Annotated in this window: 17 protein-coding genes; 15 read left to right on the top strand and 2 right to left on the bottom strand. The window is 36.4% G+C overall.

Translation table 11 applies throughout. The annotated features are described in order from the left end of the window. Positions 1-92 precede the first annotated feature (92 nt). The 14 genes from BW961_RS20885 (at position 93) to BW961_RS20830 (ending at position 10,998) form a co-directional block, all read left to right on the top strand. Entirely contained in the window at positions 93-437 is a 345-nt protein-coding gene (locus BW961_RS20885) for a helix-turn-helix domain-containing protein (protein WP_068591871.1), read from the top strand. 53 nt (positions 438-490) lie between these two features. Continuing rightward, a complete protein-coding gene (locus BW961_RS31965) occupies positions 491-583 on the top strand; it encodes a HEPN domain-containing protein (RefSeq protein ID WP_394327656.1) in 93 nt (30 codons plus the stop codon). Positions 584-1,224: 641 nt separating this feature from the next. Continuing rightward, positions 1,225-1,824: a hypothetical protein gene (locus BW961_RS20880; protein ID WP_068591869.1), complete on the top strand. Its 600-nt coding sequence runs from the start codon at positions 1,225-1,227 to the stop codon at positions 1,822-1,824. A 189-nt stretch (positions 1,825-2,013) separates the two neighbouring features. Beyond that, the gene (locus BW961_RS20875; protein WP_082867699.1) at positions 2,014-2,862 is read left to right on the top strand and encodes an abortive infection system antitoxin AbiGi family protein; all 849 of its coding nucleotides are present in this window, start codon (positions 2,014-2,016) and stop codon (positions 2,860-2,862) included. Between the two features lies 1 nt (position 2,863). Then, complete coding sequence (locus BW961_RS20870; RefSeq protein WP_068591866.1) at positions 2,864-4,033, top strand: abortive infection system toxin AbiGii family protein; 1,170 nt, start codon at positions 2,864-2,866, stop codon at positions 4,031-4,033. A gap of 322 nt (positions 4,034-4,355) precedes the next feature. Continuing rightward, complete coding sequence (locus tag BW961_RS20865; protein WP_068591865.1) at positions 4,356-5,141, top strand: nucleotidyltransferase domain-containing protein; 786 nt, start codon at positions 4,356-4,358, stop codon at positions 5,139-5,141. A 333-nt stretch (positions 5,142-5,474) separates the two neighbouring features. Continuing rightward, positions 5,475-5,744, top strand: coding sequence for a CD3324 family protein (locus BW961_RS20860; RefSeq protein WP_068591863.1), 270 nt, complete (start codon positions 5,475-5,477; stop codon positions 5,742-5,744). Between the two features lie 155 nt (positions 5,745-5,899). Then, entirely contained in the window at positions 5,900-7,372 is a 1,473-nt protein-coding gene (locus BW961_RS20855; RefSeq protein WP_044875993.1) for an amidase family protein, read from the top strand. Positions 7,373-7,560: 188 nt separating this feature from the next. Continuing rightward, positions 7,561-8,358, top strand: coding sequence for a GNAT family N-acetyltransferase (locus tag BW961_RS20850; protein WP_068591861.1), 798 nt, complete (start codon positions 7,561-7,563; stop codon positions 8,356-8,358). Between the two features lie 88 nt (positions 8,359-8,446). Further along, positions 8,447-8,896, top strand: coding sequence for a hypothetical protein (locus BW961_RS20845; RefSeq protein ID WP_068591859.1), 450 nt, complete (start codon positions 8,447-8,449; stop codon positions 8,894-8,896). A 252-nt stretch (positions 8,897-9,148) separates the two neighbouring features. Then, complete coding sequence (locus tag BW961_RS20840; RefSeq protein WP_068591858.1) at positions 9,149-9,631, top strand: hypothetical protein; 483 nt, start codon at positions 9,149-9,151, stop codon at positions 9,629-9,631. Between the two features lie 305 nt (positions 9,632-9,936). Next, on the top strand, positions 9,937-10,401 hold the full coding sequence (locus tag BW961_RS20835) for a hypothetical protein (protein WP_068591856.1): 465 nt from the start codon (positions 9,937-9,939) through the stop codon (positions 10,399-10,401). A gap of 44 nt (positions 10,402-10,445) precedes the next feature. Continuing rightward, positions 10,446-10,580: a hypothetical protein gene (locus tag BW961_RS31610; protein WP_280175217.1), complete on the top strand. Its 135-nt coding sequence runs from the start codon at positions 10,446-10,448 to the stop codon at positions 10,578-10,580. A 193-nt stretch (positions 10,581-10,773) separates the two neighbouring features. After that, positions 10,774-10,998, top strand: a complete 225-nt coding sequence (locus tag BW961_RS20830; RefSeq protein ID WP_068591855.1) for a hypothetical protein — start codon at positions 10,774-10,776, stop codon at positions 10,996-10,998. Between the two features lie 350 nt (positions 10,999-11,348). Here the strand turns inward: BW961_RS20830 and BW961_RS20825 are convergent, their stop codons facing one another. Continuing rightward, on the bottom strand, positions 11,349-11,762 hold the full coding sequence (locus BW961_RS20825) for a hypothetical protein (RefSeq protein WP_068591852.1): 414 nt from the start codon (positions 11,760-11,762) through the stop codon (positions 11,349-11,351). 351 nt (positions 11,763-12,113) lie between these two features. Beyond that, positions 12,114-13,172 carry a hypothetical protein gene (locus BW961_RS20820; protein ID WP_068591850.1) on the bottom strand — a complete coding sequence of 353 codons (1,059 nt, stop codon included), beginning with the start codon at positions 13,170-13,172 and terminating at the stop codon, positions 12,114-12,116. A gap of 597 nt (positions 13,173-13,769) precedes the next feature. Here BW961_RS20820 and BW961_RS20815 point away from each other — a divergent pair. Further along, positions 13,770-14,216, top strand: a complete 447-nt coding sequence (locus tag BW961_RS20815) for a GNAT family N-acetyltransferase (protein ID WP_076576847.1) — start codon at positions 13,770-13,772, stop codon at positions 14,214-14,216. Positions 14,217-14,281 lie beyond the last annotated feature (65 nt).

Below are 14,281 nucleotides of genomic sequence, written 5' to 3'. Positions count from 1 at the left end.
TATTACGGAAAGTGGCAATTTATTTTATTCAAGCTTTATATCTGGAAACGTAAATTGACACTTTCCGAAATGAATAAAAATGGAGATGACTAATGAATATCATAGGACAGAATATTCGAAAGTTACGAAAAGCTGTTGGTCTCACTCAAATTGAATTTGCAAAGCAGATTAATGTATCCCAAGGGACTTTGAGTGATATTGAACAGGGCAACTGTAATCCTTCGATGGATACGATTCTTTCGATACATAACCAATTCGAAGTCACTCTGGATTGGCTACTAAAAGGAAGTCAAAGAAATAGCTCTCATCAGATAATAATGGCAGATTTATCAAGTAAGGAGTTACAACTTCTAAATATCTTAAGACAAATGAAACCAGAGGATAAAGAGGAATTGTTGCAATACGCATTAATCAAATCAAAACATATCAAATCTTAGAGTCTATAAGGCTGGTAAATAAGTACAATAAAACTAATAGATGTTGAAGTGTTATTGTTATTTTAAGCCAAGATATAAAGTTAGAAGACTTAATAAAGGATATAAAGAATACTAGAAACTATTATACTCATTTTGATGAAAAGTAAAAAAAAGGCAGTGAAAGGTGAAAAATTAATTGCACTATTAAAGTATCGAGGCAGTGGACAGAAGAAAAAAACGACGAGTTGGCCATTGTCGTAGCAAAGAAGAAGATCTATTGCCGCGCGCAGCTCTCGGCGCGCGGTGTTGTGCTGCATGACGGCGGTAGGTAAGCCTTTTATATCTTAACCTTGCGCTGGAGTGTGTAGAAAAGGTAGAAGAAGGAGTTGCAATTATGAACATTGAAATGGATATTTCGTCAATACCGTCAGTAAATTTGGTAGTGATGCAATCTGACTCCAACGGATCACGGTACATCACAGATTGTCGCTCCCTATCTATTGAGGCTCAGCCTATTTTAAAAGAAAGTGTTATTCTGGGTCTGGTTTATTATGCTCTTTTTTAATGATAATCTTTAATACAATAATCTATTATCGTGTGTTTAAATCTGATAAAGAAACAAACTGAATTGGCAAAGTACATTATAAATAACCGTGCACAAATTCCACCCAGACGATATGATACTGAATAAAAGGTTAGTTCATACGGATCAGACACCGAATTGAAGTGCTCCTTGTCAAGTGGACAGTTTAAAAAACAAAAATAGTTAGATACCAGTTACTATTAAGATATTGAAAGGTGGCGCGGTATGAGTTGGGAGACTTTCAGTGATGATAGAAAGCCTTGCCCTTGTGGTCAGGGTTACGTGCGATCGGTATGTCGATCGGATGATTGGGGACGAATAGAGGAAGCTATCAGCCTTCACTGTGCGGAATGTGAGATGACATATGTTACATACTCCTATAATTATCACAGATCGGGAATGATTGAGACTTCAACCCAATGGGTTAAGAGAGAGGACTATGAGAATTTCCTTAAATTTAAGGCGGACTGGGAGGCGGCAGATCTTCTCGCCAAGACTCAAATCACAGAATATCTTCGTTTAAATTATCTCGAGACGTGGATGACTTTATTCCAGGGTGTTCGCCGCAACAAAAAAGCGGTATGGAGTAAGTTGCGTGATCTTCGTATTACAGAATATAGTTATTCACTTTTTTGTAAAAAGATTGACGCTAGCCAAGTGGACGATCATATCGAAAGCTACGTTTCATATCATTTTTCTGAGCCTGTTTTAAGAATTCTAGATGTTAATGATGAATTTATTAGTACGTTATCTTCCTCGTCACGAGATGCAAATGAGAGGTATCAGGAGGCAAGGAGAGAAATGTTTCAACATGCATTTAGTTAGCGTCTCTGCTCAAGTTCAGTGAGAAGATGATCGTAGCTAGATCATCTCTAAAATTGGAAGCTTCCATTCCATTGGACATTTTTAGTAGTATCTCCTAATGTGATATATATAACTAGGTAAAATAACACGGCATAATTCATTACTTATCTTGGCTATGGTGATAATTTTTTCTCATAGGAGGACCCTTACTTGACAGATCCATTGGAAGAAACAACTCTGGAAAATCCAGAAATACAAGTACTAGATGTGCCTATTGATACTCACTCACCATATTTAGTCCCGAAACAAAGCGCAAATGTTCTTTTTAATTTCATGAAGAAATTAGATTATCTTAAAATGACACTCCTTAATAAAGCTTTGATTCCCCGCTATAACTTGGAAGATATCAGCTATTTAAAGTTAAAGGACATTAAATCTATCTGTTTTCCTATGAAGTGTTTCTGTGACATCCATCTCAACAAACTTGTGCATCATATGGAAAATTACGGAGACTATGGGATAGGTCTTCATAAAGAATGGGGAATAGATAATGGTATTCAGCCTATCAATTATGTTAACACAGAATCAGATCTTATTAAGGACTTCGCTCACGTATTTAACCTAGCCCTAGAAATTGACGATATAGATGATTCAACCCGATATGAAAAATATAATAATTACTTACTAATGAATTTATTATTTATGAAACCCCTAAATGGGAATATGACTACTGGTTCTGAAAACAAATATATGAACTTTCATGACGAAAGAGAGTGGAGGTTTATCCCTAATCCCAGAGACTCAGAAATGCCACTAATTTTGCCTCAACAGCATTTAAATCCAGATACAATAAATATGTATTCCAATGGCCTCACTATAAGAGAAAACTCTTGGCTAAAGCTAGATTTCAAACATATTAAGTATCTGGTAGTTCATTCAGAAGCAGACCGAGAGGAATTAATCTCGTTCATTATGGATAAAATCAGTGCAGATAAACAGGGAAGATTGATCCTATGTTCGAAAATTCTTGTTTTTAAGGAATTGAAGGAGGATTGGTAAAGTGTTCGCAAATTTTAGAGATGCCTTCAAAAAAGATAAACAAGAGATTAGTGTACCGAAGGAAATACTGGATTATTTAAATTCTAAGTTACCTAAAAATTTTAAATACGCTAAAGGGCCGGAGGGTGCAGCAATTCTGACAACAACGAATAACAGAGAGATGCAGATGGAAATCTCAGTAGCTCCTTACAATGATGAATTAAAAACAGCTGAGGAAATCATGGAGTACGCTTATCGAACACAGCAAGAGATCCCGTTAGAGAACTCGTCACTAACTATAAATGGTAAAAAGTTTGATTTTACAGATCTAATAAAATTCCCTCTCACCGCGAATCAGGAAATGCAAGAATTCATTATCGCCCCAGAGCCATTTCCACCTTCGTTTGTTATAACACTTCAGGGGGGAGCTATTGATAAACAGGTCATGGTTGAACGAAAACCTTATGCCGATATGCATAAAATTTTATATGGAAGCGTCCAAGATGAGGCATTTACAGTTTCATATGTTCTCGACGAATTGAAAGGTATGATGAAGTTCAATTTTAATATAAATATAGATAAAGCCAAAAGTATCAAGGAAATTATCGAGAGTTTAACACTATATGATGCATTCCAAAAGGGATCCGCAAAAATTAGTGGTTACCCTTTTCCTGAAGCAGACAAATCTGATTTGGATAATAAAGAGAACCTAGAATCTTTGAAATTTTGGAACATGGTTTATGAACTCGAAAAAAAATTAGGTGTTTCATTTGTTCCGGAGTTGCCCCTTAGCCAAGATGACGCAATGTGGTTTTCAAAATTGTATCGTTCTCTGATAGATGAGACACCATTTAAACAATATGTGAAAATGGATAAATTCTCCTCGCCGGATGCTCATCTTTTCAAAAAAGCATTGGAAGAGGATCAACGAATTTCTATAAACTATATACAGAAATCCGAACTTATAATAATGGCAGTTAGCCTTACCATCTTTCAAGCAATAGGGATTTTTAACTTTGTATTGAAAGAAGTTATAGACACTCAACAAAAAAAGTCAGCTGATATTCTTATTGAGCCAGCTGATGACACGGGTATCTATACATCTACGAGGATCTTCTTAAACGTAGATGAAGCAAAGACATTCAAAATGAATAATACCGAATTACAAAACGCAGATGAATTACGATGGTAATTATAATGCACAAGAGGCAGCGCCCCATAGAAACCACAGGTTGAGTCTAGTACTTCCCAAAGTATCAAGGAATGTACTCCACGTTATGAGAGCAAAATACCACCGCCTTATTGGAGCAGTATTGTATTTTTATTTGATTCTTAATAATCAACTCATCCCTTCCTAGTTGATAAAGAAAATAAAAGGTATTTAAAGGACTACCCTAAGGTAGTCCTTCGTTACGCTAACGGGCAGGATAATTCATCTGAAAATGATTGCGATCATACCTAATTCTAGTTATCCTAACACTAGCATCAGATTTTGTTGAAATGGAGTGGGGTCAATGTGGGAACACCATGCTAAGACAATTCAGAATCTTGTATCTGAATTACATGAGGACAAACGATATTTAGCTTTAATTATAGGAGGATCAATCGCAAAGGGTAGGGAAAGGGAAGATTCGGATGTAGATATTATCCTTGTCGTTACCGATGAGGAATTTCAGCGTAGAGAATTAATCAAGGATTTTCATTATTGCCGTAATGATGTTTGTACTTATCCAAACGGTTATATTGATGGTACAGTTGTAAATTTGAGGTTTTTATATGAAGTTGCCGAAAGAGGAAATGAGCCGACAAGAGCAGCATATGTTGGGGCGTTCGTAGCCTATTCACATGTTCCTGATCTAGAAAAGTTAATTCAAAAGATTCCTATTTATCTGGAACATGAGCAGAAAGAAAAAATAGAGTCTTTTTATGCTCATTTAGAAGCGTCACGCTGGTTTGTTCCAGAAGCTGAAAAGCGAAATGACAAGTATTTATTGGGATGGGCAATTAACGAGTTAATTCTTTATGGTGGACGTATGATTCTAGCACACAATAAAATTTTATATCCATATCACAAATGGTTTCTAACAGAGTTACAAAATGCAAAGAATAAACCAGATAACTTTTTGGATCTTATTAATAACTTGCTCAATGAACCGAATCATAAAAATTCCGAAAAATTCTGCAATGCGATACTAGAGTATACGGAGTGGGATAAACCTACTGAGGGATGGGTATCAAGATTTCGAGAAGAAAGCGAGTGGCACTGGTTGAAGGGGCATGCACCTTTAAAAGATCGGTAAAACTTATGACCATCATTATTGAGCTAACGGGACACGATAGCTTAATGTTAAGAAGGATTTAACTTGAATAACATAGAATAATTATTAAGAAGTGTGATTAGTAATAGGTTATCATAAATCGTGAAATCGCGATAAGGAGGGTTAAGATTGAACAACAATAATGCCGCAAATAACAAGCTCCATGCAAAGTCTATATTATGACCACGGCGGTTATTTGTATGGAGCATAATGAAGTAATCGCATGTTTTCATTCAGACTTGTATGGTGAAAACAGTTTATAGTATAGGTTTTGCTACCTTAAAATTAAATTCTATTTTAAGGAGTAGATCTACTTTGAAATATATAAGTGCTGAAGCTTTATTGCCAGAAGACTTACTTAAGGAAATACAGAAGTATGTGCAAGGTCGAATGGTATACATCCCCAACTCTGAAGGGTCTCGCAAAAAGTGGGGTGAAAAATCAGGGAACAGAAATTACCTGAACCTCAGAAACAGCCAGATTCGCCAGAAATTCGGTGAGGGATCTAATATTGATCAGCTCTCAGAACTATTCTGCCTTTCCCATGATAGTATCAAAAAAATTGTGTACTCAAAAAATAACTAGATCATAAGGTTTGTCGGGGTAAACCCGCAAGCCTTTTTATGTGCAATACGAATAGTAATTGTTTTATATATATATTTATAAGCAGTCAATTCTATAATTAGGATCATAGGATTCACATGAATGAAATGACCCAAAATCGAAAGTAGGAGCTCATCATGGAACATATCTTTGGATTAAAAAAATTAAATAGTGAAGAAGTAACGATACTTGAATTACAGGATGCAATGGATAAGGGGGAAGTTACTTCAAGAGAGCTTGTAATGTATTACATGTATCGGATCGCAACGATTGACCAGAGTGGCCCGATGATAAACTCTATTATGGAAATTAATCCAGATGCGATTTTTATTGCAGAAGCATTAGACCAAGAAAGAAAATTAGTAGGAGCAAGAAGCCCTTTACATGGTGTCCCTGTATTATTGAAAGGAAATATTGAAACAAATGATAAAATGCATACAAGTGCGGGTGCACTAGCCTTGGAAAACCATGTAAGCTCAAGGGATGCCTTCCTTGTCCAAAAACTAAGGAACGCAGGTGCAATTATTCTTGGGAAAACAAATATGACAGAATGGGCAAATGGGATGTCTTCATCAATGTGGGCGGGATACAGTTCAATAGGGGGGCAAACAAAAAATCCATATGGGGATTTTTTTACTGGTGGATCTAGTACGGGATCTGCCGCATCCGTTGCAGCAAATCTTACTACAATCGCAGTTGGGACAGAAACATCTGGCTCTATTTTAAGCCCAGCTGTACAGAACGCTATTGTTGGCATAAAGCCAACCGTAGGTTTAATAAGTCGATTAGGAATAATTCCGTGGACCTATTCTCAGGATACAGCTGGACCTATGGCAAGGACTGTGACTGATGCAGCGATCTTATTGGGTGCTCTTGCGGGCAAGGATGAAAGAGATCCCGCTACCTGGAAGAATGAACATTCTAATGTGGACTATACAGCATTTTTGGATAAAGACGGATTAAGTAATGCAACCATAGGCGTTTTCAGAAATGTTCCACCTGAGAAATATCGTGACATTGGCGAGTATGATGAAAGATTATTTAATGATGCTGTGGCAAAACTTAAAGATTCTGGAGCCATAGTAATAGAAGATGTAGAAATTCCATCGTTCCATAAAGAGTGGGAATATAACAAAATGAACATTGAATTTAAGCATTCTGTTGAACACTATTTGCAAAGTCTCCCCGCTCATCTTCCTATTCATACTTTAAATGAATTAATTGAATGGAACGAACAGAATACGGAGAAGGCTCTGAAATATGGACAAGATTCATTGAAATATCGATCAACACTAGATAAGCCATTAAAGAGTCCGAAATATATTCTAGAGTCTATTACTGATTTATATTATTCACAAAATAGGGGTATAGATTATGCTTTAGAAAAGTATGGATTGGATACAATCCTGTTTCCTTCTTATGTCGGAGCTGATATATGTGCGAGAGCGGGTTATCCATCCATAGCAGTTCCTGCTGGGTTCCAAGAGAATGGAAGAGCATTTGGAATTACATTCGCAGGAACGGCTTTTAGTGAACCGACACTAATTCGTATTGCATTTGCATTCGAACAAAAAACGAAACACAGGAGAATGCCAAATTTCAAGAATTAAAAAGAAATAAGGCTTTCACGCTCCACTAAAACCTCGATCAGCTCATTTTTTCTGCATTAAAATTAGATTAGAATATTCAACTAACGGAAAGGCTGCTGCGGCAGTCTTTTATTGCACTAACGGGCAGGATAGCGTGTTAAAGGTGAACTGAAACTATTGTCGAATAATTGTAATGAAAGAGGTGGGCTATGTTCGAGCTGAGTAGGAACGAATTTACTAAAGTATTACCGATGTTTTCAAAAATCCAAAACAAAGCAGTCTTTGCGTTTTCAGTAATTGAACAGACGCAAAAAGGAAAGATATTTGTAAACAGTAAAATAGATCCGACTGCTGCATTTCTTATTAGCTGCGGTGGGTTTTATTGCTTAGTTGGTACTGCTACAGATCATAGATTTAATGACGCGGTAGCAAACTTTCTAAATAATAAAGACAACCACATTGGCTTTTATGCATTGGCGATGTTCACAGACGAATGGGAAAGGGCTTTCCAGAAATATCGACTAGTACATGCAAATAAAATAAAACGCACTTATTTCCGACTTAATGATCAAAAGTTTATTGAAATTAGTAAAGACATACATATAAAGATCAATGAAGGATTGCATTATGAAGTTCTAAACGAAGATATCTCGAATAGATATCGCGAGGATTTCTATACTTACTATAAGCTGGTGTGGGATTCTAACAAGCACTTTAATGAGCGAGGCATTGGACATTTTATTACAAAAGAGAATAAAATCATAAGCGTTTGTTCATCCCCTTACGTTGGCGGAGGTTTTGCTGAGATTGATATTATTACAATCGAGGAGCATAAATGGAAAGGGCTCGCAACTAAAGTTGGTATCGGGTTTATCAATGACTGTCGTAGTAAAAAACTAATACCAAACTGGAGTTGTCATTCAGATAATCAAGTATCAATATCTCTTGCAAACAAACTTGGTTTTGATCAAATCGCTGAGCATCCGATGTATTGGTACAACGTGTAACGTTGTTCAGCTAACGGGCAGTTTAACAGAACATTTTCTTGGTACATAAAACCTAGCCAAATGAGGGAAGTTATGGGTGGGTGATAATATGAAAAATAAATTGATATCTACTCTAGTCCTTTCCATTGGGGCGATACTATCCATTCAGTCAGCAAGTGTTGCTCAACCACATGATGAAACGACTAAAGGAAAAGATGCAATTGAATGGATTGCTTTATGGGGATCCCCACAAACAAGGGAAGAACGATTGGAGCGAATGTTAACAACTGAATTGCAACGGAGGACACTATGGGCACTCCAAGAAAAGCAATACTTAAAGACAGGGAAAGAAAATGTTTATTACTTTGACCCATTTCAAGTAACCGATATGAGAGAGGTTACGGGGGGATTTTACGAATTAGATGTTTTAGCGAGTGTACATGAAGTTATTAATAACGAGGTAGATAAGAAAACAGAAAATTATCAAATCACATTCCGTCACAATTACGATTCAGGATTCGTTGTCACACATGTAAGTGAAAATAATATAAACCCCTAAATTATTGTGCTAACGGGACACTATAGCTCAATCAAAACGAACTCAACGGCAGTCGGAAATCGGCTGCCGTTTTCTCAACTAACGGGCAGGTTAGTGGAACCTGCTTGTAACTTTTTCTTCATTAAAACGTTTAATACATTACTACCAGATTTGGAGTAGCTTTGTCACGAGTGATCGACCCCTAAGCAGCCATAGATGTGTGACTGCACTTTATTGGAAGTGGTCGATATTTCAGGAGCGATTGGAGAAAGTATGAGGAAAATAGACTGGATTAAAGTAATTCTAGTAGTATCGCTAATCGGGAATGTTGAATTATTTATGAATCATAAACATGTTATCAGAAATCAAGAATTGAAATATGAATTATTGAATGCTTACATTTACCGAGAACTAGCTCAACTTGAAGAAACTATACAGTATCAACTAGATAATAATTGGAAAAACGAAACTCTTGTTACCCAGAAACTGGATGATGCCATCGATTCAATTATCTTACACATTGGAATGGAAAGAGATATTGATAAGCAAGATATCCTGTGGAAATTGCACGATTACATGAATGAGTTCAAGGTTGGTGACGGAACTTTAGATGTTATCCTAAACGATAAGCAACGTGCCGATTACATCTATTTAGGCGAGAAGCTGCGTTCTAACGGGTGGACGTTTGACGTAGGATATGATAATAGCTGGGTTTTTTTTGCATCAAAAGTAAAGGGATTCGTAGGGGAGTCATAGCAGTCATAAGTCTGCAAATGGATGTGCATGGATGCGGATTAGCTAGTACAAAAAGACCCACATGGACCTATACAAACATTTTCAAACGTAACTTAATTGAACTAACTGAGAACGATAGTTGAATAATACACATTGATGAGCAGATGCTTCGGTATCCTGCTTTTTCATTGAACTAACGGGCAGGATAGTGCAAAAATTGGTTCACCTAGACTGTAATATGGAAAACCCTAAATTCACTATTTGGTTATGGATAAAAATAGTATTATGGTACTAACGGAAAATGGGTTAGGGGAGGTCGAAAAAGTTTGGAGCTTAGTCAATTCAAATACACTGTCAGAAATCCTTCGGGGATAAAAAACATTATATCTATGGCTGCTTTATGTGCACTCTTTCTAATAAATGGATCATTGGTTGAAAAGGACAGTACGATACTACGGTTCACCGCAATTGTGATATTCTGTTTTTCTACAGTAGTCATGTTATGGTCCATATATCGAACATTCAAGAAGCCAATTGAGCTATACCTGCATGATGAAACGATCTTATTAAATGGACGAATAATTAAAGCGGAGCAAATTAAGGTCATCATGAGCATGGGGGATTCCAAAAACCCTGTTATTGGAATAAAGCCTTATAGAGCACAAATTATCCCAATCAATATGTGTTTTAGGTTTGTAAAGAATGGAGAGAAAGGCGTAGCGGATTTGGCTATTTGGGCAGAAAGGAACAACGTGAAATTTGACAATACCTTTTTTATTAAATGGATATAAGATTTAATGAAGTGTTCGTTAAACTAACGGGACACGATAGTTGAATGACACACATTGATGAGCAGGTGCTTCGGTATCCTGCTCTTTTTATTATACTCCCATGGAAGAACGAAATTACTTCCATCATCTGTGGTGCGGCGCTTGCGCTGCATGCATGGCTAACGGGCAGGATAGTTTAACTGAAACAACTTACATAATTTTCCGTATCAATAGTATTGGATACTTTAGATAAGGAGCTGTTGGCGTGGAAAAACTATTATTTGACCCAATGAAACATCCCGAATGGATTCCACTGCAGACTAAGGCAATGATAGATCGTTTTATTGTGAACTAATCTTCATTTATCTTAATTGGAAAAGAGGTTTTGAATCAATGAATAGCAATATTATTTCGGGGATAGTATTATTAGCGCTGAGTTTGTTTCTTACGCCATTATTGGCGATTGTGGGGCTGAATGAAAGGTTGTTCGGATTGCACTGGCAAGGTGAAACTGTGTTTTCATTGAGTCCATTCTTAGTTCGGATTATTCTAGCAGTAATTGGGATTATCATGCTTATCATCGGCGGTATGCAAGTTGCAAAGCAGAAGAATAAATAGTTGAAAGGATAGAGAACACAACAATTGATCTTGCTACAATATTGAACATTTATAACCAAGGTATTGAAGACCGCAAAAAATTATTATAATCGCCAAACGGGGATTTTTTAATGTTCGTAGAACAAAAGGAGCCAGTGAGGCTCCTTTTGTTTGTAATTATCACGATTTACGAAATGTGACACATCCGATGTCCAATGACACAAAAGTGCCTACATAATCGTTATTGACACAATGCTACCTACATTGTCGCTGATAGTGGTTTAAGTGGAAAAATACTCATGTTTATGCAAGTTTAATCGCACTTTATTGAACTAACGGGCAGGATACTTACAATATGTGTTGAAAGATGCCTATGCTAGACTAAGTCCTTTTTCCCATTCCGTTTTTAAAACGTGTCCAAATTGTCTGACTTCATCATCAATTACAATTAATGTAAAATCTTGTTGAGATCCAGAGAAGTGGAGCCTATATGTGTTCTCTTCTTTAAATTTAGTCCATCCCAATGCATAAAGATGATTTTCAAAAGATTCATACAATTCATTTAACTTAAAGTTGTTTAACTCTTCAAGCGGAAAATTCGAAGTCACTTCAACATAATTTCTTATCGTCAGATTTGTCCATCCAAAATCTAACTCATAGTCTATTTTATTTTCCTTATAATATTTAAAATTAAGTCGACATCCCTCGTAATCACCTGTTATGCACTTTAAAAAAGAGAATTCAACATAAGTACCATTTTCCTGTTTATCTCGCAGTGTCGCCATTCAACTACTCCTTTAATTCGTAAATCAAATTATATTATCAACAAGTATTTTAACTAGAAATCACTTATAAGTCCAAGTTGACTTCCACAACGTTTGTATTCGTTGAGAAAAGGTCGAGGCAACTTGAGGGGAAATTACGTTGATTTGTTCTAAGCGAAAGTAGAAAAGTCGGATTCGATGGTGCAGTTAGTCGTTCAACTAACGGAACACGATAGCTCAATAAAGTCAAAAAGGCAGCCGGTCAGTGAACGGCTACCTTTTTTCAACTAACGAGCAGTAGAGTTGGGGAACGTGCTACTCACATCCCCATTGTAATAAAATTTGGGTTTAGTCGAATTGATGAAGGTTTAGTTAATTTATTTTGTCGGCAAGTAGTTCAACAGTTTTAGTATCAGTCCAAGCTATGTTATATGCTTGTTCGTTGTAGTAACCGACCAATCTGCTGTGTAAATCGGTTGCCGTTGCAGGTCTCTGAGCGACGAGTTTACCATTCTGTTGAAATAGAGCATGTTGATTTTGTTCAGAATCCGTAATGAGAAGATAACCGTTAAAGTAACTAGAAGACCAGTTGGAATCAAACATGGTAAAAGTGCGCTTTATACTCGAAGTAACTTGGTTTGTCTTTAAGTCATATCTTGCGTAAATTGTGTGCAATGTATTTGTTGGAACTCCTAAGGGACTGCCGCTAATACTTGAAGTATTGACAACCAATGTCGATCCCTCAACTACAAACCTACTTTTCACATTCCAGGTTAACGCGAATACATTGACTTTTTTTGTTACCAAGTTAATGATTTTATAATAATCCAACGACTGACCAATACCGCTCCCGTAAATTTTGACTACGGCGTACGGGGATTTGAATTGAACGTCTTGGACAATTGGGCTTTCATACTGCTTATCATTTGGTACTGTAATAGATATATTTATAACGGGTTTCTTCCACGGAGATTGATATACGAGAATATGGTCTTCATTGACAAGAGCAAACCTTTCTTTCTCTTGAGGACTAGCAGGAGACCATTGAAGCTTCTGATTCTCGGTTAGATTTATCGTAGCAAAAATCTGCTGACTTAACTGCGTTCCTTCCACAGAAAATGTTACTTTCAGAGGTTTATTTTTCTCTTCCGTAATGACTACAATTTTGGTTGGGTTCATGAGAACCTCGCAATCATATATGGCAGGAAACTTCTTACTCCATACGATCTTTCCAGTGTTTATTTCGAGAAGCTGAATTTGACGATTTATTTTATCTACGAGTAATGTCTTGGTAGAACTCACAGGAAGTATCTGCGTGCTATTATCCAACAAACTTTCCGAGTAAACTGAAGTGCTTTCTGCACTAACCTGTGAAGTAACTGCGAACAGCAAGATTGTGAATAATAAGAGCAGTATGCTTTGTTTTTTCACGGATGGACCTCCTCTATAATCAATGGGAATATGCTAGATAGGAATTATCTAGCATTATTATGAATTATATTACATATTTAATATTTTTTTTGTATATAAATATTTACATTATTTATATTCACCTTATATTATTAATATTATTTAATGATTAATTGACTCTATAGGAGGGGGATAATGAAAGCTCCGCTATATTGGATAAAAGTCCAACTTAACCTTGGGGATAATCCGTTTAATTTCTTATACTGGGTTCTGCTGATAGCTTTTGTATATGTTGTGATAGGTATATATGGAATGAACTGGTCATAAGTGCCTTTCCAATAAGTCTACGGTATGCTTGTTAATTGAACGTATTAAGCTAACGGGCAGGATAACGTGGCGAATGATCAAACTAAGGCAGGACTCGAGAAATCTTTTTTATAACAGTTTTATACTAATCGCAAAGAATTAATTAGTAGTATACTATTGGATATGTGTTCCATTATTGAAGGGAGTGGTGAGGTATGAAGAAAATCTTTGCTGTCGTGGTTGTTACGGAGGAAGTTCAATTATAATCACAGAGGAATTCCTCTGTGATATCAAAATTCTGGAGGAATTTATGTGGTTATTGAATTAAAGCCAGTATCAATTGAGAACTGGTACGATTGTACCAAGTTAAATGTAAAGCAAGAACAAAACAGTGTTTTTCCAGCTCCTGTTGTTTATTGGATTGCAGAATCTAATTTCGTTCATGATTTTGAGTTGCGTGCAATATATTCAGAGGCGTTGCTAGTTGGATTTATTGTCTTTTGTAAAACTCCCGACGAAGACGGTAACCATTGGATACCTGCACTGATGATTGATGAGAATCATCAAGGGAATGGTTTTGGCAAAAAAGCAATGGAAAAATTAATTGATCTTATGAGTCAAAATGGTTGTAATAGATTAATGATCGGGCACAGACCCGACAACTTGATTGCTGGGAACCTGTATGAATCCTTGGGGTTTCAGAGGTTTAGCGAAGAAATAATTGACGGTGAAATCATACGTTTTCTACAACTTAATTAAAGAATCCCCTTAGTAAATAAAATGGCTGTCAGTAAATTACTGGCAGCGGTTGTTCAACTAACGGG

It is taken from the genome of Paenibacillus macquariensis, from assembly GCF_900156375.1.
In the GTDB taxonomy this organism is placed as follows: domain Bacteria; phylum Bacillota; class Bacilli; order Paenibacillales; family Paenibacillaceae; genus Paenibacillus_AQ; species Paenibacillus_AQ macquariensis.
The sequence above is the reverse complement of the archived record's forward strand: the minus strand, read 5'-3'. Positions and strand labels throughout refer to the sequence as shown.

What these genes read in the sequence shown, in the direction of transcription:
- BW961_RS31610 (WP_280175217.1), top strand. Translation starts at nt 10,446, where the DNA reads ATGACACACATTGATGAGCAGGTGCTTCGGTATCCTGCTCTTTTTATT.
- BW961_RS20825 (WP_068591852.1), bottom strand. Translation starts at nt 11,762, where the DNA reads ATGGCGACACTGCGAGATAAACAGGAAAATGGTACTTATGTTGAATTC.
- BW961_RS20830 (WP_068591855.1), top strand. Translation starts at nt 10,774, where the DNA reads ATGAATAGCAATATTATTTCGGGGATAGTATTATTAGCGCTGAGTTTG.
- BW961_RS20840 (WP_068591858.1), top strand. Translation starts at nt 9,149, where the DNA reads ATGAGGAAAATAGACTGGATTAAAGTAATTCTAGTAGTATCGCTAATC.
- BW961_RS20855 (WP_044875993.1), top strand. Translation starts at nt 5,900, where the DNA reads ATGGAACATATCTTTGGATTAAAAAAATTAAATAGTGAAGAAGTAACG.
- BW961_RS20845 (WP_068591859.1), top strand. Translation starts at nt 8,447, where the DNA reads ATGAAAAATAAATTGATATCTACTCTAGTCCTTTCCATTGGGGCGATA.
- BW961_RS20850 (WP_068591861.1), top strand. Translation starts at nt 7,561, where the DNA reads ATGTTCGAGCTGAGTAGGAACGAATTTACTAAAGTATTACCGATGTTT.
- BW961_RS20865 (WP_068591865.1), top strand. Translation starts at nt 4,356, where the DNA reads ATGTGGGAACACCATGCTAAGACAATTCAGAATCTTGTATCTGAATTA.
- BW961_RS20885 (WP_068591871.1), top strand. Translation starts at nt 93, where the DNA reads ATGAATATCATAGGACAGAATATTCGAAAGTTACGAAAAGCTGTTGGT.
- BW961_RS20880 (WP_068591869.1), top strand. Translation starts at nt 1,225, where the DNA reads ATGAGTTGGGAGACTTTCAGTGATGATAGAAAGCCTTGCCCTTGTGGT.